Annotated in this window: 24 protein-coding genes, 2 pseudogenes and 1 riboswitch; of the genes and pseudogenes, 15 read left to right on the top strand and 11 right to left on the bottom strand. The window is 68.2% G+C overall.

The window, feature by feature from the left end; translation table 11 throughout:
* Positions 1-6 precede the first annotated feature (6 nt).
* The 3 genes from ACIRPT_RS24405 (at position 7) to ACIRPT_RS24395 (ending at position 2,263) form a co-directional block, all read left to right on the top strand.
* The gene (locus ACIRPT_RS24405; RefSeq protein WP_403830489.1) at positions 7-450 is read left to right on the top strand and encodes a hypothetical protein; all 444 of its coding nucleotides are present in this window, start codon (positions 7-9) and stop codon (positions 448-450) included.
* Positions 447-1,097, top strand: a complete 651-nt coding sequence (locus ACIRPT_RS24400) for a hypothetical protein (protein WP_403830486.1) — start codon at positions 447-449, stop codon at positions 1,095-1,097. The genes ACIRPT_RS24405 and ACIRPT_RS24400 overlap by 4 nt, the downstream gene beginning before the upstream one ends.
* A gap of 524 nt (positions 1,098-1,621) precedes the next feature.
* On the top strand, positions 1,622-2,263 hold the full coding sequence (locus ACIRPT_RS24395; protein ID WP_403830483.1) for a hypothetical protein: 642 nt from the start codon (positions 1,622-1,624) through the stop codon (positions 2,261-2,263).
* A gap of 384 nt (positions 2,264-2,647) precedes the next feature.
* Here the strand turns inward: ACIRPT_RS24395 and ACIRPT_RS24390 are convergent, their stop codons facing one another.
* Positions 2,648-3,235: a hypothetical protein gene (locus ACIRPT_RS24390; RefSeq protein WP_403830481.1), complete on the bottom strand. Its 588-nt coding sequence runs from the start codon at positions 3,233-3,235 to the stop codon at positions 2,648-2,650.
* A 1,290-nt stretch (positions 3,236-4,525) separates the two neighbouring features.
* Between ACIRPT_RS24390 and ACIRPT_RS24385 the strand changes: the two genes are divergently transcribed.
* Positions 4,526-4,915 carry a hypothetical protein gene (locus tag ACIRPT_RS24385; protein ID WP_403830479.1) on the top strand — a complete coding sequence of 130 codons (390 nt, stop codon included), beginning with the start codon at positions 4,526-4,528 and terminating at the stop codon, positions 4,913-4,915.
* Complete coding sequence (locus tag ACIRPT_RS24380) at positions 4,912-6,879, top strand: esterase-like activity of phytase family protein (RefSeq protein WP_403830477.1); 1,968 nt, start codon at positions 4,912-4,914, stop codon at positions 6,877-6,879. Before ACIRPT_RS24385 ends, ACIRPT_RS24380 begins: the two co-directional genes overlap by 4 nt.
* A gap of 464 nt (positions 6,880-7,343) precedes the next feature.
* Here ACIRPT_RS24380 and ACIRPT_RS24375 read toward each other — a convergent pair whose 3' ends face one another.
* Positions 7,344-8,075 (bottom strand): hypothetical protein, encoded by a 732-nt coding sequence (locus tag ACIRPT_RS24375; RefSeq protein ID WP_403830475.1) that lies wholly within the window; start codon positions 8,073-8,075, stop codon positions 7,344-7,346.
* Between the two features lie 365 nt (positions 8,076-8,440).
* On the opposite strand from ACIRPT_RS24375, the gene ACIRPT_RS24370 reads away from it, so the two are divergent.
* Entirely contained in the window at positions 8,441-8,857 is a 417-nt protein-coding gene (locus ACIRPT_RS24370; protein ID WP_403830473.1) for a hypothetical protein, read from the top strand.
* Positions 8,858-9,262: 405 nt separating this feature from the next.
* On the opposite strand, the gene ACIRPT_RS24365 is transcribed toward ACIRPT_RS24370, so the two are convergent.
* Positions 9,263-9,607, bottom strand: coding sequence for an ArsR/SmtB family transcription factor (locus ACIRPT_RS24365; RefSeq protein WP_403830471.1), 345 nt, complete (start codon positions 9,605-9,607; stop codon positions 9,263-9,265).
* A gap of 92 nt (positions 9,608-9,699) precedes the next feature.
* Between ACIRPT_RS24365 and ACIRPT_RS24360 the strand changes: the two genes are divergently transcribed.
* The gene (locus ACIRPT_RS24360; RefSeq protein WP_403830469.1) at positions 9,700-10,677 is read left to right on the top strand and encodes a zinc-binding alcohol dehydrogenase family protein; all 978 of its coding nucleotides are present in this window, start codon (positions 9,700-9,702) and stop codon (positions 10,675-10,677) included.
* Between the two features lie 178 nt (positions 10,678-10,855).
* Here the strand turns inward: ACIRPT_RS24360 and ACIRPT_RS24355 are convergent, their stop codons facing one another.
* Entirely contained in the window at positions 10,856-11,047 is a 192-nt protein-coding gene (locus ACIRPT_RS24355; RefSeq protein WP_403830466.1) for a hypothetical protein, read from the bottom strand.
* Position 11,048: 1 nt separating this feature from the next.
* Between ACIRPT_RS24355 and ACIRPT_RS24350 the strand changes: the two genes are divergently transcribed.
* The 3 genes and pseudogenes from ACIRPT_RS24350 to ACIRPT_RS24340 form a co-directional block, all read left to right on the top strand.
* Positions 11,049-11,357, top strand: coding sequence for a hypothetical protein (locus tag ACIRPT_RS24350; RefSeq protein ID WP_403830463.1), 309 nt, complete (start codon positions 11,049-11,051; stop codon positions 11,355-11,357).
* Positions 11,358-11,449: 92 nt separating this feature from the next.
* Positions 11,450-12,007 carry a Uma2 family endonuclease gene (locus tag ACIRPT_RS24345; protein ID WP_403830461.1) on the top strand — a complete coding sequence of 186 codons (558 nt, stop codon included), beginning with the start codon at positions 11,450-11,452 and terminating at the stop codon, positions 12,005-12,007.
* A gap of 100 nt (positions 12,008-12,107) precedes the next feature.
* Positions 12,108-12,509: pseudogene (locus tag ACIRPT_RS24340) on the top strand (ATP-binding protein); the annotation flags it as partial.
* Between the two features lie 94 nt (positions 12,510-12,603).
* Here ACIRPT_RS24340 and ACIRPT_RS24335 read toward each other — a convergent pair.
* A complete protein-coding gene (locus ACIRPT_RS24335) occupies positions 12,604-13,470 on the bottom strand; it encodes a bifunctional 5,10-methylenetetrahydrofolate dehydrogenase/5,10-methenyltetrahydrofolate cyclohydrolase (RefSeq protein WP_403830459.1) in 867 nt (288 codons plus the stop codon).
* A 22-nt stretch (positions 13,471-13,492) separates the two neighbouring features.
* A riboswitch (ZMP/ZTP riboswitch) is annotated at positions 13,493-13,578 on the bottom strand.
* A gap of 438 nt (positions 13,579-14,016) precedes the next feature.
* Positions 14,017-14,592, bottom strand: coding sequence for a CGNR zinc finger domain-containing protein (locus tag ACIRPT_RS24330; protein ID WP_403830457.1), 576 nt, complete (start codon positions 14,590-14,592; stop codon positions 14,017-14,019).
* 103 nt (positions 14,593-14,695) lie between these two features.
* On the opposite strand from ACIRPT_RS24330, the gene ACIRPT_RS24325 reads away from it, so the two are divergent.
* Positions 14,696-15,868 carry an epoxide hydrolase gene (locus ACIRPT_RS24325; RefSeq protein WP_403830455.1) on the top strand — a complete coding sequence of 391 codons (1,173 nt, stop codon included), beginning with the start codon at positions 14,696-14,698 and terminating at the stop codon, positions 15,866-15,868.
* Here ACIRPT_RS24325 and ACIRPT_RS24320 read toward each other — a convergent pair.
* Positions 15,858-16,007: a hypothetical protein gene (locus ACIRPT_RS24320; protein ID WP_403830621.1), complete on the bottom strand. Its 150-nt coding sequence runs from the start codon at positions 16,005-16,007 to the stop codon at positions 15,858-15,860. The two genes, ACIRPT_RS24325 and ACIRPT_RS24320, sit on opposite strands and share 11 nt — an antisense overlap.
* Positions 16,008-16,135: 128 nt before the next feature.
* Between ACIRPT_RS24320 and ACIRPT_RS24315 the strand changes: the two genes are divergently transcribed.
* Entirely contained in the window at positions 16,136-16,789 is a 654-nt protein-coding gene (locus ACIRPT_RS24315) for a class I SAM-dependent methyltransferase (RefSeq protein ID WP_403830453.1), read from the top strand.
* Positions 16,790-17,114: 325 nt separating this feature from the next.
* The gene (locus tag ACIRPT_RS24310) at positions 17,115-17,792 is read left to right on the top strand and encodes a hypothetical protein (protein WP_403830451.1); all 678 of its coding nucleotides are present in this window, start codon (positions 17,115-17,117) and stop codon (positions 17,790-17,792) included.
* Positions 17,793-18,105: 313 nt separating this feature from the next.
* On the opposite strand, the pseudogene ACIRPT_RS24305 reads toward ACIRPT_RS24310, so the two are convergent.
* Together ACIRPT_RS24305 and ACIRPT_RS24300 are read right to left on the bottom strand one after the other, a co-directional pair.
* Positions 18,106-18,383 (bottom strand): annotated as a pseudogene (locus ACIRPT_RS24305) (hypothetical protein); the annotation flags it as partial.
* 54 nt (positions 18,384-18,437) lie between these two features.
* On the bottom strand, positions 18,438-18,803 hold the full coding sequence (locus ACIRPT_RS24300; RefSeq protein WP_403830449.1) for a hypothetical protein: 366 nt from the start codon (positions 18,801-18,803) through the stop codon (positions 18,438-18,440).
* Between the two features lie 572 nt (positions 18,804-19,375).
* Here ACIRPT_RS24300 and ACIRPT_RS24295 point away from each other — a divergent pair.
* Both ACIRPT_RS24295 and ACIRPT_RS24290 read left to right on the top strand, forming a co-directional pair.
* Positions 19,376-20,152 (top strand): SDR family oxidoreductase, encoded by a 777-nt coding sequence (locus ACIRPT_RS24295; RefSeq protein WP_403830447.1) that lies wholly within the window; start codon positions 19,376-19,378, stop codon positions 20,150-20,152.
* A gap of 71 nt (positions 20,153-20,223) precedes the next feature.
* Positions 20,224-20,694, top strand: a complete 471-nt coding sequence (locus ACIRPT_RS24290; RefSeq protein ID WP_403830444.1) for an SRPBCC family protein — start codon at positions 20,224-20,226, stop codon at positions 20,692-20,694.
* Here ACIRPT_RS24290 and ACIRPT_RS24285 read toward each other — a convergent pair.
* Both ACIRPT_RS24285 and ACIRPT_RS24280 read right to left on the bottom strand, forming a co-directional pair.
* A complete protein-coding gene (locus ACIRPT_RS24285; protein WP_403830442.1) occupies positions 20,610-21,014 on the bottom strand; it encodes a DUF5958 family protein in 405 nt (134 codons plus the stop codon). The genes ACIRPT_RS24290 and ACIRPT_RS24285 overlap by 85 nt on opposite strands.
* A 320-nt stretch (positions 21,015-21,334) precedes the next feature.
* Positions 21,335-22,609 carry an MFS transporter gene (locus tag ACIRPT_RS24280; protein ID WP_403830440.1) on the bottom strand — a complete coding sequence of 425 codons (1,275 nt, stop codon included), beginning with the start codon at positions 22,607-22,609 and terminating at the stop codon, positions 21,335-21,337.
* Positions 22,610-22,629: the final 20 nt, after the last annotated feature.

Raw genomic sequence — 22,629 nt, 5'->3', positions numbered from 1 at the left:
CGGGCCATGAAGAAGATCTCGGCGTTCCTGTCGCCAGTCGCAGCAGCAGCCCTTCTCGTGGCCGGAGCCGCCGCACCCGCCAGCGCGGCACCGTGGTGGAACAAGAAGGAAAAGTGTGGCGCCGTCGACCCCGACGGTCGTGAGATACCGACGCGCATCGGCAACGCCGAGCTGGGCTGGAACCACTTCACCGGCCGGCACAACATTCGCAAGTGCGACCTGCTGAACATCCCTCTCGGAGGCCAGGTCGACAAGAAAAAGGGGGCCAACCTGGAGTACTTGGGCGTCGCCACGAACCGCCGGTACGGAACCGTGAAGATCGTCGTCGTTGTCCGGCACGCGCGGAAGACGGACGACGGACGTTACGACGCCGGGAAGGGGAATACGATCGGCGTGATCACCGCATACTGCAAGGGCATGCAGAAGTGCCCGAACTGGGTAAATCAGTGACCTACGAACACGAAGAGATCGTGGAGCAACAGGCCGACATCACGGGCCTGCTGCTCCACCACGTCTATGCACCCCTCGTCGAGGACCAGCACGTACGGGGCGTCCTGCCCGCGCCTGCGGCGACGGACGCCGTGCGCATCGTCCTCGGCGACAAGGACGAGTACGCCCCCGACCAGCTCACCGCCTACGAGATCCCCCTCCGCACGGGCGACGAACTGCGCACACCACACGACGTCGCCGCCCTCCTGCGTACCGTCCACACAGGAACCCACATCTACCCCCGCGACAGAGTCAGCACCGTCATGGGAATGACCCTGTTCACCGTGGACCCCGCGACCGTGGAACCAGCCGCTTTCACCAACGACGACTGGACCCTCACGCTCCTGCGCCACCTGGCCCAACCTTCCACCGAGGAGTACCCACAGCCACGCCTGTGCGGCTTCCTGCTCCTGGCCCCGGACCGGCTCCGCCTCTACCTCGACGCCGAGGAAACTCTTCCAGGAATGACTGCCGCCGACGTGCGCCCCGGCAGCGCCCTCACCGCGCTGCTGGCGGCCCTGCCGTCGCTGCTCGACGAACAACGACTCACTACAACTGACACCGACGACCCGCACTGCTCACGCCTCGTCGACCTCACCAACTGGTGACCACCAGCCGTAAAGGAGCCCCGTCGCTGCCGGCCCGGCGGGGCGTCGGCGTCGCGTGCCCCCCATACTCGCGGGAATGCGCCATCCTGCTCGGCCACGCGTCGCTGTCCGGTCGCCTCGGCATGAGCGGCGATGGCCGCCCACACGACCTCGGCGGTGTCCACGGTGAGAGCGCCGGCCTGGATCTCGTCCCAGGCCACCTGTTCCAGTGCGATCAGTTCGTCCGTGAGCTCGATTGGCACCGGTTGAGCAGGTGGACCAGACCGGCTTCCCCGGCAGGGAACGGCATGTCTCGCGGCGTAGGCCCCGGCGGCCGCCGGGACAGGCGAACGGCTATCTAGGGTTAGGACGGTATCGGTGCAGGTCAGAGGCGTCGTCTGCCGTGCAGGCAGGTAAGTCACGCTGAGGCCATGGCAACCCGTGCCCGGGGCCGCGGACGGCATGGGCTCATGACAGTTGCTCCAGCCGGTACTCAACCGCTCTAAGTACCGGCGCTCAGGGACACTGGGCGCACGCTTCGTACGATGACCGACGTGGATGCAGACGTGGATGCAGACGTGGATGCCACCAACAGCGGTGGCAGAACGGGCCCGTGGGGCTGCGTGATACTGCTGCTCGGTCTCACCTGCCTTGGACTACTGGCGCTGTGGGGGATCAGCAATCTGGTGAACGACATGGACGGGTATCCGCACCGTCTGAAGGAGCAGCCCAGCGGCTCTTCCGGGAGTGTGGCCGATCCGCTGACGCCGGGTGCCACCGCGACCTACAAGGACGGACTCAAGGTGACCGTCAGCGAGCCGCGCCGAGAGCCGGGCGGGCGTGCCCACCAGTTCACCATCACGTACGAGAACGGAACGGACGAATCACTGCACCCCGGCGGCAGCACGGCCGAGGACAGCGTCTCGGAATCGGAATACGACGACGCACCCCTTGTCGTGCAGGCCTCTGAACGTCCCGACGGCAGTGGACTTGACGAGGGCACAAGTGAGTGGATCAACCGCGAGCAAGCGGGCCGCTTGCTCCAGGCGCCGATCGATGCGGGCGACAGCATCACCGTGCCCGTGCGCGTGTCCGGGGAGAGAAATGGAATGCACATCTCGGTGATGGTGCGCCCTCCGGACCACCCGGATCGAGACAGCGCATACTGGCAGCTCACGCTGCGCTGACCAGCGGTGTCTGGCCGTGCACGAGTGGATGCCTCCCGGAGTGTCCGACTACTGATGCTCACCGGCTGGCATCCCGCAGTAACCGTGCCGTCCTGCCTCCGCCCCTGGCTTCGACCCGGGTGGTCGTAACAAGGTTGGGGTCTAGGCTCGTATCTCACGTACTGAACTTTCCTGGCGGACCAGTGGATATCTGTCAGGCACGGGCTCCCGGAACACCTTGCCAAACTTGCCTGACGCTCAATCCGCACCCGAGATAAGGTGCACGGTCATCGGTGTGCCGTACCTGCCGCGCACCATCACGCGGCCCCGCCCTGGCACACCGCACCATCCGCCAGCGACGCGGGCGCCGAGACGTTGTACGCCGAGGAGGCCTCGCTTCCGGCGTCAGTTGGCGTGATAGCGGCAGTACTCGTCGTCGCAGCCGCCGGGCTCCCACTGCTCACCGATCCGCCACATCAACCCATTCTCCAGGGGGGTGTTGGGCAGACGGCACAGGACGTCGGTGGGAGAGTAGATCGGGCGGGCGTCGTCTTCGATGTGCTCGGGGTCGGTGCGGTAGAAGTCGTCGCGGCGGTCCCAGGGGAGGGTGACGTGGGGGCGGAAGTTGTGGGGGTTGCTGTCCGCGAACGACGGGTGGAACTGCCACTGGGCGTGGAAGGTGCGGTTGTGGACCTCGCCGAGGTACCAGGCCGCCACCGCCAGGCGGGGCTCGTCTATGTTCGCGCGGGCATCCTCGGTGCTGGGGAAGGTGTCCCGGAAGAGGGCTTCGAGGCGCGGCAGGGAGTCGACGGTGAAGTCCCACGGGCCGCGGGCCTTGTGCTGGCCGGCCCAGGCCGGGAACGCATCCTTCAGCCGGGCCAGCCAGTCCTCGAGGAGCGGGTTGTGGGCGGAGAGGTGATCCTTCGTCTTCTCCTCGCGCAGGTACTCCTGGTATTCCTCGTCGTCCATATCGCTGGGGTCCTGGTACGTCATGCCCCGAGGATAGGCAGTGGCCGGTAACGATCCCGTGCGGAGGGTGAGCCGCAGGCGTGCCGTAGGCAATTTCCGTGCGTGTGCGGGAAGTTGAGGCTCTGGGGTGGGCTGATGCCCGACTGCGCCGAACGACCACGGGGGCCCATGGCGCCGCGACGGGCAATCTGACTGACCTGGGGCCTCCAGGGGGATTCGTGGCCCAGCACATACGATCCGGCCGGCGTCACTGGTGGGCAACCGCCGCACTCACGCCGGCCTGCGCCGTGTCCCTGACCGGGCTTTCCGGCGCGGAGAAGGCCGAGGCGAAGCCGAAGCCGCCGCTCAAGCAGGGCAAGCGCTGCGACGAGGAGTACAAGGACTTCTACGACTTCTCCAACGTACCCGGTGGGCGGTACGCCCACCGACGGGTTCGTGCGGCCGGACGCGCAGATACATCCTGGGGGCGTCCAAGGGACGGAAGACCAGGTCACGTTGGGCTACCCAGGGAAGCTCGAGGCCGTTTCGGGGGTCCTGGTACCTGAGCAGGTCGTCCGCCAAGTTCGCCAACCGGTCGTCAGCAGTGCCCCGGCCGACCGGGCGAAGCCCCCATGACGTGGACCTCAGACCTCTGAACAGCACAAACTCCGTACCGTCTATAGCAGTCGGCGTGAGAATGACATGGCCATTCGTCGCTCATGTCAGCAACAGGTGCGCGCTAACCGTCAGGGCCAACTACCAGGTCACTGGGGCTGCACCACTCCCCCGCAGACCATCAAATCTCTGCTGCAAGCGGTCCTCAGGTCCGCCTGTTGCGGTGCCGAGCATTCGCGGGCCGGCAGCTGACACAGGTGGAGGGCCCATAACGGGCGCTCTGTGCCTTCCGTCTCTTCTGCGGCGCGACCCGCGGAGCTGTTCCTCGGACCGCGATCACCCGGTGTGTGCAGGGGCGGGTCGGATGCCGAGGTGGTTCCACAGGTTCGGGTCGGTCAAGTCGCGCACGTGGAAGTGGGCGTCGAAGTGAAGGTCGGGCACCGAGGGGACAGCGACGAGGTACATGCCCGCCGCGAGTGCGGCGCCGGCTCCCGTGGGGGATTCCTCCGGCGCGATGGTGCGGCGTGGGTCGAGGGGCCGGTCGCAGCCACTCGTCGAGGGCCGTGACGGGACGATCGCTGTGCCGGCGTCCCCGGCTGGTTCCGGTCCGGGAGGCCGGAAGGTGTCCGGACGGGGAACATCCCGTGAAGACAGGGAAGTTATGTCAGTGACAGGGGGAACACTGAGAGCAAGCTGACGTGTGAACCCGGGGGGAGTGCGATGGACATCAGGTTCGAGCTGATCGGTCCGGACAGCCGGCAGGAGCTGCGGTCGCTCTACACCTGGCTGCGCGACGACCGTTCGCTGCGCGGCCGGATCCCGATCGAGCCGGTGCGCGGACCGGCCAGGCCGGACGAGATGGGCGGCGACCTGGAGGGTGTGCTCGCGCTGGTGTCCACGCTGGCGACGCTGGCGCAGCTGCCGTTCTCCTATGCTGCTTGGCGGGACGGGCGCAGACCTCGGTCCCAGGTCATCATCCAGGTCACAGGCGCCATGCCTGGGGAACTGGAAGCGGTCCGGGAGGCCTTCCCGGACGTCTCGGTGCGGCCGATCGCCGGGGACGGTCAAGAGCCGGAGCCGGGTGCAGGCACGGAGGAGGCGGAGAGGTGACCGTCGACGCGACGACGGAGGGCACGGGCACCGAGGACGCGCTTGGGATCGACGCCGCGCGCTCGGCCTGTGTCCTCATCGGCGTCGACCATTACTCCGAACTCGAACCGCTGCGCAGCGTACGGCACAACCTCACCGAACTGGCTGCCGCGCTGACCGACGAAGCGATCCTGGGTATCCCCGCCGAGCGGATCACAACGGTCCGCAACCCGGAGTCCGCGGCCGCTCTTGTCGGCCCGATCCGTGCGGCTGCCCGGGTGGCCGCCGACACCCTGATCGTCTACTACGCGGGGCACGGCCTGCTGGACCGCGCGGAGGAGGAGCTCTACCTCACCCTCCCCGACTCCGTCGAGGACCAGCCCGAGACGGCCGTCAGCGACTCCTATATCCGCCGCGCCATGCGCGATCACGGCTCCGCCGAGCGCCGGGTCCTCCTGCTGGACTGCTGCTACAGCGGCCGGGTCCTCAAGGGCGGCATGTCCGTCGCGGACCGTGGCGTGCGGGCATCGGGCAAGACGCTGAAGGGCGTGCGCGGCGCCTATGTGATGACGTCCACGTCAGCGGACCGCAAGTCCCATGCTCCCGACCCCCGCAGGTGTACGGCATTCACCGGTGAATTCGTTGGCGTACTGCGCGAGGGCGTGCCCGACGGGCCCGAGCTGCTGGGCCTGCACGCGATCTTTGAGGCGGTCCGGGACCGGATGGCCGAGCGCCGGTTGCCGCAGCCGCAGGAGCCTCAGGACCGGGACGAGGGCGGGGTCGGCCTCCTGCCGTTCATCCGCAATCTGGCGGTGGCGCCGCCCCCGGGAGTCACGGACCTGCCTGTTGCGCCGCGCGTGCGTATCCCGCGCCGCGCGCTGGCGACAGGTGCCCTGGTGCTCGGCCTGGTGGCAGGACTCGCCGCACCGCCCGTGTGGCAGTGGGTGCGGGAATTCCATCCCCGCCTGCCGGGCGGCGCCTGCTCGCCGCGGGCCACTCTGCTGAGCTACTCCGACGCGCTCGACAAGCAGCAGGCATCGGGCGAGACCATCGGCGGCCTCTCCGCGCTCGCGCTGACAGGGCCCGGCCGGGCCATGGCCCTGACGGACAATCAGACAGGGCGGGTTTTCCCGCTGCGTCTCGGTTCACCGGAGAAGCTCCGCCCTGAGGCTCTGACCGCCAAGACACTGCGCACCCAGAGCGGCACCAAACCCTCCGAGTGGTTCGACGGCGAGGGCCTGGTCGTCGAGCGCGGCGGAAAGACGATCCTGGTCGCCTCGGAGTCCGGGCCCGCCATTCGCCGTTTCAAGATGGCCACGGGCACACAGGTGGGCCCCGACCTGCCCATTCCGCCCGAGTTCCGGACCAGCCCGCAGGGCCAGGGACAGGCCGGGCGAACGATCGAGTCGCTGACCGTCTCCCCGGACGGGAGATATCTCTACGCCGCGATGGAGGGCGCGTTGGCCAAGGACGGTGACTCCCGCGGCCGCAACATGCTCCGCATCCAGCGGTACGTCGGCACCCCGGGCGGCGCCTACCGCCTCGACCGGCAGTACGCGTACCAGGCCAAGGAGGGCATGTACCTCGCTGAACTGGTCGCGTCCGCCGACGACCGGCTGCTCGCCCTGGAACGGCAGTACGTGGACGGCGTCGGCAACGCCATCCGGGTCTACGACGTCCCCCTCAAAGGCGCCCAGCCCGTGGACGCGCGCAAGGCGCTCTATGACCAGCCGGCCGATGTGTTCGTCGAGCACAGCCTGCTCTTCGACCTTGGGCAGTGCCCTGCCGGTGACCCCGGTGTCGTTCCCACCCACTCAGGACGGGTCGTCAGTCCGCTGCTGGAGAACGTCGAGGGTATGGCTCTCGGCGCGCCGTGGACCACCGGCCCCCACAAGGGCCAACGTCCGCTGTACCTCGTGTCGGACGACAACACCAACAGCGAACAGATCACCCGTCTCTACGCGTTGAGCGTGCAGCTCCCTTGAGTTCGCCCAGGCAACCCGCTCCGGGCCGGTCCGATGGGTGCGTTGCGACGAGATCTAGAACTCACCCCGGTACCCCGGGTCCGAAAGAGGCCGTCCTAGACACACGCCGGTTCGGCGCTGAGCTTGTCATTTATGGTCCGGCGTCGAACGCGGCTCGAACTTGTTCAGTGTCTTCCCAGTTCAGCGGGCGTGAAGGGGGCGGATCGGCGAAGCTGGTCCTGCGAATGCCGTCGTCCAAAAGGCTGACCGGCTGGCTGAACGACGATGAGCGTGCCTGCGGGGCAAGCTCGGCCCCGCAGAAGCTGATTGTCGATGTCCCGTGCCCGCCGCACTGTCCGCGTGTCCTCCCTGGGCGGCCACGACGTTCAAGCGTCGAAGGCTGTACCAGCAGCCCTGGCCCGAGCAGGCGCGGCACACACCAGGCTCAGGGCGGGCAACGGCCCTATTACCAGGTGAGGGATGGCTCAGACGGATGAGAGTTTGGCGACCGCGGCCTCGATGTGCCGGTCGACCAGGGCGGGCGCGCCCACGAGCATCACCACCACATTGCCGCGTCGGACGGCAGTCGTCTTCAGCACCGAGGTGCCTCGTGGGCCATTGAGTGTGGTCGTGAACGCGTAGGCGTCGGGTCCGGAGGTGGGAGCGGCGTCCTTGCGCACCGTGATGGTGACAGGGGTGCTGCCGCTCGTCATGGTGTAGGTGGGGCAGGACGTCTGGGCATGCACGAGCCTGCGCAGACCAGCGGAGAGCTTGGTAGGCGTATCGCTGTGCAACTCCTCGGAAAGCTCCGAATCAGTGCCGAATGCGAAACCGGCGGAGGTCTCCGTCGCGAACTGAACTTCGTCGCTGTGTTTGCTCAGCTCTTCCAGCGCGGGGCAGCCGCTCATTCCTATGTCGTCGTACCGGTGAGGGTCGGCGGCCTTCTCGTCGTCGGGTGTCTCGGTCTGCGTGTACCCCGGCCCCAGGTCGTCCGTGGTCAGCAGGTAGCGGCGCAAGCGTTGGCTCTGGACCGGTTTGAGATCGGCGGGAGAGGCCCCCGGGGCGGCCGGGGAACGGGGCTCTGCAGCCCGGGAGGCTTTCGGCTCGGCGTCGTGCTTTGCGGTGGCGTGTGTGCTGCTGCACCCGGCCGCCAGGGTCAGGATCCCGCAGGCAGCAGCTGCTACCGCCCCGCTGATTCGACGCTGCTTGGTCTGCACTGGCCAACCCCCGTTATCGACAACGGAGATGATCATATCGACGCCCGATCATCCGACGACGCGAAGCCTCACGGAACGGCGTGAACATTGCGGCCGGGCAGCGGCCATAGAATCCCGCGCGGCGGGACACATCGGCATCTGCCGGAGCGGGGCACCGACCGGTGGCTCAGGCTCAAGACAAGTCGTCGGACCGCAGGTCAAGCCCATCCCCCACCAGGGCGCTGCGCCACCCACCTTCCACGGCATCCCTCGCAGGCGTCTCAGGACCACGAGCTGGCTTGTCAGAGGCATCCGCTAGCTTGCTGGCCATGGGAAACTCAGGCGGATCATTGACGACCCGGTCCACGGGGGAATTGCACCAGCTCATGCGGGCAGCCGGGTTCACGGGCATCGAAGACACGGAGGCGTTGGCGGAGGGCTGGCAGGTGACGGACTTCGCCGACGCCGGACGGCGCAGCCTGGCGAAGCTCGTCCAGCAAACGGGGACGCCGGCCGTCATGGTGTCCTTCCTGGACAGCGATGTGGGTTTCATTGAGGCCCTCACGCCGGACGGCAGCAGCTGGGAGGGCCTGCTCAACCGCGAGACGGCGGAGAGCTACGAGATACCTCCGGAGCACTTCCCCATCGAACCAGCCGTCGCCGGCGCACTGGCCTGGTCGGCCGCTGCCGGACTGACACCCGACGAGGAAGCCATCCGGCAGGCGCTCACCGGGTCGGCCCTGTTCGCGGAAGAGCTCTCCTCAGCCCTCCTGGTCGCCCTGGGGCTGCCCGGCGCAACCTAGCCCTCGCAAGCCAGGACCTGGGGAGTTCCCCGCGGCGGTGAGTGACGCCCCCTCAACCCCAGCGGTCCACCTCGATCAGCGCAGCCCCGATGCGCGAACGCCGAGGCCTCCACCGCACGTTGACAGCCTCCACCGCACGTTGACAGCCCCCAGCCACGAGGGCACCGCACTCGGCCCACGCTCATTCCTTCTGCCGCTTGACGGTCATGCGCCGACCGGACAACCGCTGTCACGAACGAGCTGGGGGATCTGCCTGGCCGCATCGCTCAGGACGTATGGCGCCACTTCCTTTCCTCGGCGGAGGCGATTGCCGAGGTCGCCAGTCCGCTGGCGCCCGGCGGCAGCAGACGCTGAGCCCGGCCCCGGCCCGGCCGCCGGACAGCCACGCCACGGAGCAAGCCGCTGTTACTCGGTGTCGTCGGCGCGGAGGGTCAGGTCGAGGAGGCCGGGGAAGCGGGCGTCGAACTCCTCGCGGCGCAGCCGGTTGAGCCGTTTGGGGCCCTGGTCGCGCTGTTCGACCAGGCCGGCGTCGCGCAGGACCGAGAAGTGGTGGCTCTTTGCGGCCCGGCCGACCGGTACGTCGAAGTTGCTGCAGCTGAGCGCCCAGTCGGGGTGGCTGGCCAGGCCGCGGATCAGCTGGATGCGCACGGGATCCGCGAGCGCGGACAGGGCGGTGAGAAGCGGGACGTCGTCGGGGTGCGTGTGCACGGGCGCCGGACGGTGACTTGCGCCTTCAGCCTGGTCCGTCATTCCGATGTCCTCCTTCGCCCAGTGTTCGATGACCATCTTACAGTGCTAGTGTTCGCTTCCGGTTGAACACTCATGGAAGGGTGGTTTCGCGTATGCGTGCGGTCGAGTTCCAGGAGTACGGCGGTCCCGAGGTGCTGCGGATCGTGCAAACTGCAGCACCCGAGCCGGGCCCTGGCCAGGTGACCATCGAGGCCGTCTGGGCGGGGGTGAACTTCGCGGACGTGAAAGCGCGCGCCGAGGGGTACCGGGTGGCGTCGCTGCCCTACCGTCCGGGCCTGGAGGTCTCCGGGCGCATCCGGGCGGTCGGGGAAGGCGTCGAGGGTCTGAGGGCGGGGCAGGAGGTCGCCGCGCTCGTCGACGGCGGCGGCTACGCCGAGGTCGTGCTCGCGGAGGCCACGAGGGTCTTCCTGTTGCCCGACGGGCTGGATCTGCGGACCGCGGCCACGCTGCCGACCGTGCTGCCGACCGCGCACGCCCTGGTCCACGAGGTGGGGAGGCTGCGGGCCGGGGAGAGCGTGCTCGTGCACGGCGCGGCGGGAGGCATCGGCACGGCGGTCGGGCAGCTGGCCCGGGCAGCGGGCGCCGGCGCGGTGTACGGGGTGGCCTCCAGCGACGCCAAGGCCGACTACGCACTCAAGCACGGCTACGACGAGGTGTTCCGGCCCGACACCTTCGAGACGGACGTCCGCCTGGCGACCGGCGGCAAGGGCGTCGACCTGGTCCTGGACCCGGTGGGCGGCGACACGCTGCGCCGCGGCCTGGAGGCACTGGCCGTCTTCGGGCGCCTGGTGTCCTTCGGCAACGCCAGCGGCGCCGAGCCCTGGCAGGCCGGGCAGAGCCAGCTGTACGCGCAGGGCCGCTCCGTCGCGGGCTTCTCCGTGCTGTCCCTCGCCCAGGCCGCACCCGACGCCCTTCATGCGCTTACCGAACGCGCCCTGCGCACCGTCTGCGACGGAGCGGTTGTCCTTCCCGTCACCGCCGAGTTCCCCCTGTCGGACGCGGCCGGCGCACACCAGCTCATCGGCGGACGCACGTCCACGGGCAAGCTGCTGCTGCGCATCACCGACTGACCGCAAACTCCCGCACACCACGGGCCGCCAGGCGGGACCGTCCCGCCGGCCGCCGCACCACTCGACACCTCGCAGTGGCCCGCACAGAGAGGTGTCGGCAAAGCCCCGGACCCGTCACGGCTCCGGGGCTTCTTCCTGCACGTGAACGCCCATTTCAACGAACGGGCACGCGCTCCGGTCACGTCTGACGGGGTGCCACCGTGCGTACCCCCTCCTGGGGGGTGGGCCAGCGGCGCCCGATGTTGTTGGCGAAGGTGGAGAGGGAGAGGGCGCCGGCCCCATTGACTGCGGTACCGACGGCACCCCAGCTGCCGATGGGCAGCGGCGCGGCGAGTTCGCGCTCTTGCCACCCTTGGTTACCTCCCAGCACCGTGGATGGTTCAGCACTGGACGAACTGTTGGGGGACCTGTTGGCCGGCACCACCACACCCGCACCCCATCCACGCAACCTCGCTCGGACCCTCACTCGTTGGCAAGGCAGAGCCCTCCTCACCTGGGCCCGTGTCCTCCAACGCACCGTCGCAGGCCTCGACCGTAAGAAGGCCCTCACGGCCCGCCGCAAGCAGGCAATGCGCGCCGCACACACGCGCGGTATTCACCGTGACACCATCACCGCCACCATCGGCCTCAGCAGCGAAACCGTCCGCAAGGCCCTCAAGGGCGAATCGACCAGCGAATAGCCCGTACGAACGACTCGGGTCCGCTGCGCCCCGCCCCTCAGCGCGGGGCGCTAAGTTGAGAGCACAAGCCCAGGCCAGCCAAAGGACGCCACATGAGCGAAGCGCCGTCCGACTACAACGCCGGCGTCGACCCCGAACGTGCCCTCAAGTACGCGATCCAGCACATCAAGGACGAGCGGGCCCAGATCATCGAAGGGGTCATCGAGACCGTGCCGCCCACCTGGGACCACGAAGCCTCCATCGACGTCATCCGGGAACAGATCCGCGCACGGGCACGTGAACTCGACTGCGTCATCGGCTCCGGCAACCTCGACCTGCCTGGCTCCCCGAACTGGTACATCCCCGATCTGGCCGTCGTGCCTGCCGCGGCCGCGAAAGGCGCGGGCGCGCTCCTACCCGACCAGACCCTGCTCGTCGTGGAGGTCACGAGCGACTCGAACGCCGACACCGACCGCGTCGTCAAACGCAAGCGGTACGCGGAGTACGGGGCTCCGCTCTACCTCCTGGTCGATCGTCAGGAGCGTTCCGTGACGCTGTACTCGGAGCCGGGCCAGCTCGGCTACACCCGCGCCGACGGTCCCCACCCCTACGGCACCTCCGTTCAGCTCCCGGAGCCGTTCGGTATCGCCCTTGACACCAGCCGACTCTGACCGCCTCCGTCCCGGCCGGACATCCGCCGGACGACATCCCGGACGAAAGCTCTGAGGAGAAGTAACACCGCGGGGCCGGCACCACCAGGGCCGGCAAAGCGGGCACTCCGGCACCGGCAAGTCCCACATGCTCATCGCCCTGGGCACCGAGGCCGCCATGACGGGCCACCGGGTCCGCTACACGCTGGCCACGAAGTTGGTCAACGAGCTGGTCGAGGCCGCAGACGAGAAGCAGCTGAACAAGACCATCGCCGCTAGGGACGCGTCGATCTCCTCTGTATCGACGAACCTGGATACATGGAACTCGACCGGCACGGCACCGAACTCCTCTTCCAGGTCCTGACCGAGCGCGAGGCAATGAACGGCGTGGCCATCGCCTCGAACGAGTCGTCCGGCGCTGACGAAGACGTTCACCGACCCGCGTCTCTGCGCGGCCATCGTCGACCGGCTCGCTTTCAACGGCACCATCATCGAGACCGGGACCGACTCTGACCGCCTCGCCCCCGAGCCCGGGCTTCAGAGCCCGCCAAGGCCGGCTGACACATTCGCCGGCCCGCCTCCTCGGCGGCGGTCACCGCCTCACAGGCGGCGAGGCGTCAGTGGTGCTGCATTCCGAGCTGGTTCGCGGCGGCTGCCACGGTCTGCGCGAGCAGGACCGCAATGGTCATCGGCCCGACGCCGCCGGGAACCGGAGTGATCAGACGAGCTCGGGTGAGGGCGGTGTCGTGGTCCACGTCGCCGACGTTGCCCGGGTTGTAGCCGGCGTCGATCACGACCGCGCCAGGCTTGATGTCCTCACCGCGGATCAGCCGGGGCCGTCCCACGGCTGCTACCACGACGTCCGCTTCCCGGACGATCGCCGACAGGTCCGTCGTGCGGGAGTGGCAGTAGGTCACCGTTGCGTCCTTGGCGAGCAGGAGCATCCCGGCCGGCTTGCCGAGAATCGCGCTGCGACCCACCACGACGGCGTGCTTGCCGGCGAGTTCGACGTCGTACGCTTCCAGCAACCGCATGATCCCGCCCGGAGTGCAGGACACGAAGCCCGGCAGCGCGAAGGTCATCGCGGCGAAGGAATGCAACGTGACCCCGTCGACATCCTTCTCCGGAGCGATGGCCTCGAACGCCGCTCGCTCGTCGATGTGCGGACCGCAAGGGTGCTGGAGCAGGATGCCGTGCACTTCCGGATCGCCCGACAGGTCAGCGAGGGTGTCGATCAGTTCGGCGGTCGTGGTGGTGGCGGGCAGACCGATATGCCGGGACTGGATGCCTGCCTTCGCGCACCGCGCTCGTTTCATGCGCACGTACGTGGCCGACGCGGGATCCTCTCCCACCAGCACCGTCGCCAGACAGGGATTGGTCCCCGTGCGTCGTGAGATCTCCGCCGCCCTGGCAGCAGCCTCCTCGACGATGCGTTGGGCGAGGCTGGTGCCATCCATGAGCTGGGCCGTCTGAGTCGCGGACATCGTTGCCCTCCAGGCGTTGCTGACCAATCGCCCAGGCGCACGGCAACGACGTCTCGTCAGACCGCTCCCCGGTGGTGCTCCACCTCAGCGCCAGTCACGGCCCACGCTGAACTGTAGTGGACGCAGCATGCTCACACCGATCAGCGCCTTCGGCTGGGAGCGAGTTGCGAAGGCCCATCCCCTCTGCGGCGACATCACAATTCACGTGAACATTCCAGACGCGTCCACACGTCGGATGCCTCCCGAACTCACAGACAAATGCTTGCCGGCTACGCGCCGTCCGGGCCGACCGGCGTGAGGCGGGAAGAGCCGGTCTCTCGCCTACACCACGCTCGCCGGACTCGCCGCGGCCGGGGTCGGCATTCCGGTGCTGCAAGCACGTTGGATGACGCCGTGGCGGGCCGGGAAGAAGCCGTCGGTTCCTCCCCGGCCCTGGCCGCGGGCCTTTGCGGCCCTGACTCGCGCGCGAAGCCGACGATGACCAGCAGGGAGGGAGCCGGTGCAGTTCACTGCGGAGCATGTCGGGTGGATGTACCAAGGTAACAATCACTCTGCTGATCTAGGGTTTTTGCGCTGGTTGGCATTGAAACGCGCTTTCTTCTGACGATTCCCGCACGTGTTCATGTCACACCATTTGCGGGTGCGACTTTGGCTGGTGTCGAAGAAGGCGGCTTGGCAGGTTGGTGATGCACACAGGGCCAATTTTCCGTCTCGTTCGCCCGCGATGATGCTGATCGCGTCGGCGGCGATCACGCTGAGGGCATCTTCCACGCAGGAAGCCGAGCTGAGCCGCCATCGCCGCTCACCCTCGGGCGTCAGGATGGCCGCGGCCCGACCCTGAACGCTGCAGTCATTGATGACTTGGACAGCGGATACAGGGAGAGCGTCCTGGATCGCGGCCGCTGTCGCGGCGGCGTGAATCGACTCCCTCAGCTCCCGAGCGAGGTCGAGCTGGGCAGCGGTGCAGGAGTCCACGGCGAGGCCGTTCACTGCCAGCCAGTCGATGAGTCGGTGCGGCGTGGGAATGCGCTCCACAGCGCTGCCATGACGCTCCGACAGGGTCCCCGTGAAGCTGGTAGCCAGCACATTACCGAGGCGGAAGTCAGGGAACCGAGCATGCATGGAACCACCTTAGCTGGTTGCAGCGTGGCTCCGAAAACTGGTAGAACCGTCATAGCCGGTTCACCGAAGGTCATAGCCGGTTCCGCGACGGCCAGGAGGGTTCATGTCCCGTCCAACCAGCGACGTGCAAGCGTTTGAAGCCCACGCAACTGACGCTGACCTCGACGATCTGCGCGCGCGACTAGCCGCGGCGCGGCTACCGGAGGCCGAGACGGTCCATCGCGCCGCGCCCGGCCCTCGTCGATGGGAACAGGGCGTTCCTCTCGCCGACCTCGTCGATGTGGTGAACTACTGGCGCACCGGGTACAACTGGCGGTCGTTCGAAGAGCGCCTTAACCGGATCGGCCAGTTCCGCACGACCATTGATGGTTTGGGAATCCACTTCCTGCACCGCCGATCCGCCCGCGCAGATGCCACTCCCCTGATCTTGACGCACGGCTGGCCGGGCAGCATTGCCGAGTTCATCGATGTAGTGGACGAGCTGGCAGATCCGAAAGATGCGGACGCGCCGGCGTTCCACGTAGTGGCCCCGTCGTTGCCGGGCTTTGGCTATAGCGACAAGCCGGCCACCACCGGGTGGGGAACCGAAAAGATCGCGGCCGCATGGGTGGAACTGATGGGAAGGCTCGGCTACAGCAAGTTCGTGGCCCACGGCGGCGACTGGGGAGGAAATATCACCACGGTCCTCGGCGGCAGGTTCCCGGCGCACGTTCTCGGCATCCACACATTGTTCGCGGAGGCGCCGCCCGGGTTGACAACGGACGGGCTGACGGCGGCCGAGCGCAAGTGGACCGAGGATACCCGCGATTTCTGGCACCACCGCGCGGCGTACGCGAAGCAGCAGGCGACCCGACCGCAGACCATCGGCTACTCGCTCGTCGACTCACCGATCGGGCTTCTTGCCTGGATCCTCGACAAGTTCGCCGAGTGGTCAGATACCGAAGACAGCCCGTTCGAGACGATTTCCAGAGACAGGATTCTTGACGACGTCACCCTGTATTGGCTGACGCGGACCGGCGCATCGGCGGCCCGCATCTACTACGAAAGCCACAACTCGCTCGATCCCGAACTTCGGGTCGACGTCCCGTCAGCAATCACTATGTATCCCCGCGACATCGAGAAGTGTCCACGCCCCTGGGCACGGGAGCGGTACCGCCAGATCGTCCGCTGGCGGTCCCCCGAGGTCGGCGGACATTTCCCGTCGCTGGAGGTTCCCGAGTATTTCGTCAAGGACCTGCAAGAAGGCCTCGCGGCAGTGTTGGCCGCTAATCGGTGAACACGGCTGGGTGCCGGCACTCGATCACCGCCTGATCCGGCTCAAGGGGTTGCCCGACGGCTTTCAGGCCGAGTTCATCGAGACGGCAGAACGTGGTCGGATAAGGCGCGGCGAAGACAGCGAAGATGGCGTGGAGCATGTCGAGGTCTTTCGGCCCTCATAGGTTCACCGGGTCGGCGTGACGGCCGGTGTCTGCAGCGGTGGATGTCAGGAAGGTCAACAAGGTCGCGCCACGGCCTGTGAGTTCCCTGGTCTAGGGTCGTCCGCATGGCCGAGCCCTCGTTTCTGACCGCTGTCCGGGAGTCGTACGACACGGTCGCCGCCGACTACGTCGAACGCGTCCCGCCTCCAGCCGAGATGGACCCGTTGTCCCGCGCGATGCTGGCGGGGTTTGCCGAGCTCGTGCGGACGGCCGGTCTGGGACCAGTCGCAGACTTGGGGTGCGGCCCCGGTCGCATAACGGCGCACCTCGCCGGGCTGGGGGTGTCCGCCTTCGGCGTCGATCTGTCACCGAAGATGATCGGGCTGGCCCGCCACGCCTATCCGGACCTGCGGTTCACCGAGGGCTCGATGACGGCCCTGGAGACGGGAGACGACGAACTCGGCGGCATCCTGGCCTGGTATTCCACCCACCACACGCCCCCGGAGTGGCTGCCGGCGGTGTTCGCTGAATTCCACCGCACGCTCGCGTCCGGCGGCTTCCTGCTCTGGGGAGACTACGTCGGCAATGAACGGCTGCAGCCAACCCACGGCTATGGCCGACCGGTGTCCTATGAGTCGCACCTTCTGCCCCTGGGCCACATGGTCGGCTTGCTGGGCCAGGCCGGGCTCGTCGTCACCGCGCGACTGGAGCAGGAGCCCGGCGGACGGGTGAACAGACCGCACGCCTGCCTCCTGGCCCGCAAGCCCGAAAGGCCCTGACGGGGCAGGTTCCCGCGGTGAGGCCGCCCGTGCTGGGTCGCTGACGATCACAGGGGCGGACGGTCAGACCGCGGGGTTGAGAGGGCGGCCGCCCCAGCGGATGCCTTTCTCGCTGCGGATACGGGCGCGTTCCCGGCGTCGAAGCAGCAAGAGCACGGCTGGTCGTCGTACTGCCGGCTTCCCGCACGGAATCACCGGAGGTGCCATAGCAGAAGGTCGTGGTCAAACCTCAAGCTGAGTGCTGGTCGATTGAGTACGCGTACGCACTCCTTGCCAGGTAGCCGCGCTCATCCGCCGCTCTCGCCTGCTCGCATAGCTTCCTCGCATGCCCCAGGAGACCGCGCCGACTGAAACCACCATCCCAGCCGAGTCCGGTGCCCGCTCTTCCGTCCTCGGAGCCCTCGGATGCGGCTGCGCGGCGCTCGTCGTCGTACTCGTGCTGGTCATCCAATTCGCGTGGGGTTCATGGGGGTCGACGGACATTCCCCGCGTCGTGCCTGAGGAGATGGCGGCCCGCGCCTTCAAACGTTCCCAGGAGGCATACGACGTCGTGGGGTTCAAACGCACCGTGAAGCCAGGAGTCGAGCGACTCGGCATCAGCACAGAGAACACTTTCAGCTCCGACTTCTGCCACGACGGGGGCTTGCTGGGGCTGGAGGACAAAGCCATCGACGGCGCCTACCGGATGAACCACAGCTGGGCTCTGGACCACGTCCCTGCCGGCCAGGCCGTCTCCGGCCTCCGTCGACTGCACCGGCACCTGAAGGACACTGGCTGGAAGGTTACGTCCTACCGTGATGGCACGAAGGGCAACTGGGACCTGTTCGTCCAGCGGGACGACGGCGCCGAGCTGATGTCTTTCACCTGGTTCCCAGACCGGGAGTACTTCATCGGCGGCGCCACCGTGCCCTGCGCCTACGACCCAGCATGGAAGAACGGCGACGTCGGCCCGGCCGGAGATGATCAGAGGCCGCCCGCCTTCGGGCCCGCGCAGCGGGACTGAGCTCCTGGAAGGACTGGGAGCAACGCCCTGGGCTACGGGGCCAAGCGGTCAGCAACCTTCGTTCCGGCTGCGGACCCCAATTCCGTCATTCGCTGCGAATAGCTAGCCGCCACCCCGTGCACCGGGGCCGGGAGCCACGGTGGCCGCTCCCCCGCGCGGATACCCGGTTCGCTTCCGCCCGGGATACCCCGGCAACCACGCCGCGCAGCGGATACCCGAATGCTTGCCCCGCCCCCGATACCCGCCGCTGAGCAGGGCTCATTCGCTGCACGTCGGACACGGCCATCACAGCGCCGCAGCGCATCGGCCACCCCGCCGTGAGGTAGGAGGGGCCGGTGCGGTAGAAGCCGCAGCCGGCGCACTGGGAGCGGATCGGGCAGGAGCCGCCTCCCGCTTTGACGTTGCTTGGTTCGGTGATCCGTTGTAGGAGACGGCGACGGAGCGCAGTTCGTAGGCGGTGTCGGTGCAAGGGCTGGGGCTGGGGCTGGGGCTGGGGCTGGGGCTGGGGCTGGGGCTGGGGCTGGGATGACCGTGGTTGTCGACGGCGTGGGCGTCGAGCTTCGTGACGGCGTCGCGTTTTCGTTCCTGTGAGGGAGACGGTCGTGATGGCGGAGTCGGGTGGGGGAACTCTCGGAATGGGTGAGGCTATTCGTCGAGGTACCGGTGTCTGATGTCGGCCGGTGCGATGAAGAGTTGGCCATCACGGACCTGCCACTCGGTCGTCCCCTCGACTTCGTGGCTGGCAAGGAACAGGCCCTGCACGAGGTCTCCGTCGGCGTCGGAGGCGGGGATCCGAGCGATCGCTCTGATCTGGTCGGTGAACCAGTTCAGGGCTGATTCACGGATGTCGGCGCCGTAGAAGATGTAGTGGGTCCAGTTGACGTGCCGGCGGGGTGAGCCCCATCCGTTTGTGTAGTGATCGTCGTCGTGTGTGGCGATGATCTCCTGGACGGTGGCGAGTTGTGTCTCGTCGCACTCCAGCCACCCTCTGATCGACACGTAAGCGCCCATCGTCGTGTCCTCTCTCTTCTCAGTTCTGACGTGACAGCAGTTCTGACGTGAAGCCGTCGGCCGACGTCAGCCGACGTCGGCTCCGTGGGTGCCCCAGTCGCCTGCGGCGGCTCGCTGCCGCTTGACGGCGACGGTGATGTCGATGCCTAGGGTGCCGTGCAAGGACCGCGACGGGCAGTTCGGTGGCGAGCTGGAACCGAGCGGTCGAGCGGGCTTCCGCGAGCCGGATGCCGGCGCGGCTGCCCGATAAGGATGCTGATCCTGCGCGGGCCATGGTGGCACCTCCCTCCTCCTGACAGTCCATCCAAACAGGAGCTACTATGTACAGCGTACGTAGAGAAAGAGGCCGCCCCCATCCCAGGATCGAGGCACCGTAACGATGCCCATGCGCCGCCCAGTGCCGTGCGACGGTCCATGTGGGACCTGCCTCCCAAGCTGTATGACATCGCCTACGCACCCGGCCTCGTCGTACCCGCAGCTGGTCGCCCTGTCGAGGTAGCCGCGGTTCCACGGAACTAATGACTGATCGGGAGTGACCGGTTGAACATGCAGCGTCAACGAAGGAGCGAACCATGTCCCGCACTTACCTCATCACCGGAGCTGCCTCCGGCATCGGCAAGGCCACCGCCTCCAGCCTCAAGGAGCAGGGGCACACGGTCATCGGCGCCGACCTCAAGGACGCCGATATCGTCGCGGACCTCGCCACCCCCGATGGCCGGGTCCATCTGGTCCGACAGGCAAACGAGTTGAGCGGTGGGCGACTCGACGCGGTGATCGCGGGCGCCGGCCTCGCCGGTTTCGACCCCCGAGCCGTCAGCGTCAACTACTTCGGCGCGGTCGCCACCTTGGAAGGGCTGCGCCCCCTGCTGGCCGCCAGTCCAGACCCCCGCGCCGTCGTCATCGCCTCGGTCGCCTCCATCCACCCTCACGACTCGGCCATCGCCGACGCGGCGCTCGCCGGTGACGAGGAAGCGGCGCTGGCCGCCGCCCAGGCAGCGGTCGACCGGGGGGAGGGCTATGCGATCTACGGCTCGACGAAGGCCGCCATCGCCCGATGGATACGCCGCACCGCCGTGACCGCCGACTGGGCGGGCGCCGGTATCCCCCTCAACGCCATCGCCCCCGGAACCGTCGTCACCCCCATGACCGAACCCATGCTGGCCAGCCCGGACGTGCGGAAGATCGTCGATGCGACTGTCCCCATGCCGCTTCACGGCCACGCACACCCGGCGCAGATCGCTCCCCTCCTGACATGGCTCACCTCTCCCGAGAACCAACTGGTCACCGGCCAGGTCGTCTTCATCGACGGCGGCGCCGACGCCGTACTGCGCGGCGATGGCACTTGGTGAGCCGTCGAGGGCAACGGCCGATCACAGACAACCCGCAGTCATCGCGATCCGCGCTCATCGGAGGCTCTCCCGTGCACACGCTCACCCGCACCACCGTCGTCACCGCCGACCCCGATGCCGTCTGGCGGATCATCGGCACGTTCGGCGGCCTCGCCGACTGGCATCCCCTGCTTCCGCCGTCGGTGATCGAGGACGGCGCCGATCCCGAGACGCCCGGGGCAGTGCAGGCGTTCTCCGTCGACGGCCAAGTGGTCATCCGGGAACGGCTCCTGGAGAAGGACGACGCGCGCCGAATGCTCTGTTACACCATCCATGAATCCGCCGTCCCCGTCTCCGATTACGTCGCCACTCTGTCCGTGCACCCGCACGACGCGGGCACCGAGATTCGCTGGGCCGCAACATACGAGGCCGCCGGCGAACTCGTCCCCGAGATCGAGAAGCAGTTCGGCGACAACATCTACGCCACCGGCCTGGACGCCCTCAAAGAACGCTTCGCCCGGCCCGCTGAGGGACTGTCCGGCAAGTCCTCATCGGAGCTATAGCCGGATAGCGGCGAGGGGGGTGTCTGTGCCCTGAAAGACTGACGCTCTCTTGTCGAATCCGGTTGGTCAGGGTCGAATGCTGATCGTTGGCTGACGATCGATCCGTGGCCGATGCTGCGGCCGCTCGATTGCCGCCGGCAGGTGTGCCATGCGTGACCGCAGGTGCCTCTGCAGTACGTCTCGCGGCGGCGAGTGTCGGCGACGGCGACGGCGAACACGGAGACGAGGACCCGGAACGCCTTGACGTGTTCGGTGGCGGGGAGCCCTGCGCAGAACCTCCCGCTGACGTGTCGGGGCGAGGCCGGAGAACCAGCTCGCACGGCATCCAACGTGCGTAGCCCTTGGGCGATCTCGTTGACGACCCGCTCGGTCGCACGCCGGAAGGTACGGCCGCCATCGCTACTCTGTGTCGGCCATCTCTTGATGGTTGCACGTTGCCGGTCCCGCGCGTGGTCCCGGCCGCGCCTGAGCCGGCGTCCGCAGCCGAGCCGCCCCGGCGGGAGCCAGGGACAGTCCGCTCCCGCGTGTCTCTGGCGGTGCCGAGAACTCCCACCTCTCGGGGCGAGATCCTGGCCGACTACGAGCCCGGAGGAACCTGACCAAGTAGGTAGGTAGGTAGGTAGGTAGGTAGCTTCGTGGCTCAGCTCAGGACCAGTGCCGTCGCGATTGCCGGGCCGAAGGCTCCGCCGAGCTGGTAGCAGAGGGTGAACAGGCCGATCGCCGTGGCCCGTGCCTGCTCCGGCGCGCTCGTCGCGGCGTGCACCGACAGGACCGCGTTGGATCCGGTCGCGGTGAACACAGCAGTCCCCATCGCCACCAGGAGCAGCGGGCCCCAGCTCGTCACTGCCGCCGTCCCCGCGGCCGCCACCCCGAGCGCCACGAGCACGACCCGGACCGTGCCCCGGCCGATCCGTGAGGACGCCGCCGCGAAGAACCAGGAGAGCGCGGCCCCCACGAGGAGCGCCACCAGCTGGCCGGTGCCGACGTCTCCCTTTGACCAGCCGGCGCGGTCGGCGAGCAGTTCGGGCACCGCGAACAGCAGCGTGAAGTATGACGTCGAGGCGGCCAGGGCGAGCAGCGCGGAGGTGCGGAAGGCCGGCGTACGCAGGAGCTTCAGAGGTACGAAGCCTTCCGGGCGGCGGCTCACGTGCCATGTCAGCAGCGCGCCGGCGATGACGGCGGGCGCCGTGGCGTATGCCGGTGCGGTCGGCAGAAGGACGAGGGCCGTGGCGAAGGCTGTGAGCAGCGCGGCGCCCCGGGCGTCGAACCGGTCCTCGGCGGGCGGGACTTCACGCGCGTACCGCCCCACCTTGGCGACCGCGAGCAGGGAGATGGCGGAGACGGCGAGCGCCGCGCGCCAGGAGAGTATCCCGGTGAGCCATTCGCCGAGCAGGGGCCCGGACGCGCCGAGCATTCCGAAGCCCGCGCTGATCACGCCCATCCGGCGTGCGCTCCCGGCGAGGCTCATCGCCGAGGTCACCAGGCCCGCGCCGCCGGCTGCCTGTGCCGCGCGTCCGGCGAGGGCTAGTGGGAGCCAGGGGGAGAGTGTGACCAGCACGGTTCCCGCGAACACCAGGGCCCCGCTCAGTCGCAGTGCCGCGCGCAGGCCGCGGCGCCGCAGCAGGCCCGCCACCAGCGGAGTACCGACGGCCATTGCCCAGGCGAACGCCATCACCAGCCAGGAGGCGGTCGCGGCGCCGACGCCCAGGGAGCGGGCCATGTCCGGCAGGATCAGTACCGGCGCGTTGGCTCCGGCGGCGATGGGTGTGGCGAGCAACGCCAGCCAGAAGACGGGGACTTGGCCCGCAGTCGTGCGGGGGTGGTCCTGGTCGGGGCGGGCGGGCCCAGTGGGCAGGGTCTGCGGGGTGGGCAGGGCCGGCGGGGTGTGCGGGTGGGGTGTGGCGGTCGCGGGCATGTGGATTTCCCCCGGGGTGC

The organism is Streptomyces sp. NPDC101227 (assembly GCF_044767545.1).
Lineage (GTDB): Bacteria > Actinomycetota > Actinomycetes > Streptomycetales > Streptomycetaceae > Streptomyces.
The sequence above is the reverse complement of the archived record's forward strand: the minus strand, read 5'-3'. Positions and strand labels throughout refer to the sequence as shown.

Coding starts and splice junctions, on each gene's coding strand:
- ACIRPT_RS24325 (WP_403830455.1), top strand. CDS start 14,696: ATGTCCCGTCCAACCAGCGACGTGCAAGCGTTTGAAGCCCACGCAACT.
- ACIRPT_RS24365 (WP_403830471.1), bottom strand. CDS start 9,607: ATGACGGACCAGGCTGAAGGCGCAAGTCACCGTCCGGCGCCCGTGCAC.
- ACIRPT_RS24335 (WP_403830459.1), bottom strand. CDS start 13,470: ATGTCCGCGACTCAGACGGCCCAGCTCATGGATGGCACCAGCCTCGCC.
- ACIRPT_RS24300 (WP_403830449.1), bottom strand. CDS start 18,803: ATGGGCGCTTACGTGTCGATCAGAGGGTGGCTGGAGTGCGACGAGACA.
- ACIRPT_RS24370 (WP_403830473.1), top strand. CDS start 8,441: ATGCGGGCAGCCGGGTTCACGGGCATCGAAGACACGGAGGCGTTGGCG.
- ACIRPT_RS24315 (WP_403830453.1), top strand. CDS start 16,136: ATGGCCGAGCCCTCGTTTCTGACCGCTGTCCGGGAGTCGTACGACACG.
- ACIRPT_RS24360 (WP_403830469.1), top strand. CDS start 9,700: ATGCGTGCGGTCGAGTTCCAGGAGTACGGCGGTCCCGAGGTGCTGCGG.
- ACIRPT_RS24280 (WP_403830440.1), bottom strand. CDS start 22,609: ATGCCCGCGACCGCCACACCCCACCCGCACACCCCGCCGGCCCTGCCC.
- ACIRPT_RS24310 (WP_403830451.1), top strand. CDS start 17,115: ATGCCCCAGGAGACCGCGCCGACTGAAACCACCATCCCAGCCGAGTCC.
- ACIRPT_RS24385 (WP_403830479.1), top strand. CDS start 4,526: ATGGACATCAGGTTCGAGCTGATCGGTCCGGACAGCCGGCAGGAGCTG.
- ACIRPT_RS24390 (WP_403830481.1), bottom strand. CDS start 3,235: ATGACGTACCAGGACCCCAGCGATATGGACGACGAGGAATACCAGGAG.
- ACIRPT_RS24395 (WP_403830483.1), top strand. CDS start 1,622: ATGACCGACGTGGATGCAGACGTGGATGCAGACGTGGATGCCACCAAC.
- ACIRPT_RS24330 (WP_403830457.1), bottom strand. CDS start 14,592: ATGCATGCTCGGTTCCCTGACTTCCGCCTCGGTAATGTGCTGGCTACC.
- ACIRPT_RS24405 (WP_403830489.1), top strand. CDS start 7: ATGAAGAAGATCTCGGCGTTCCTGTCGCCAGTCGCAGCAGCAGCCCTT.
- ACIRPT_RS24295 (WP_403830447.1), top strand. CDS start 19,376: ATGTCCCGCACTTACCTCATCACCGGAGCTGCCTCCGGCATCGGCAAG.
- ACIRPT_RS24320 (WP_403830621.1), bottom strand. CDS start 16,007: ATGCTCCACGCCATCTTCGCTGTCTTCGCCGCGCCTTATCCGACCACG.
- ACIRPT_RS24345 (WP_403830461.1), top strand. CDS start 11,450: ATGAGCGAAGCGCCGTCCGACTACAACGCCGGCGTCGACCCCGAACGT.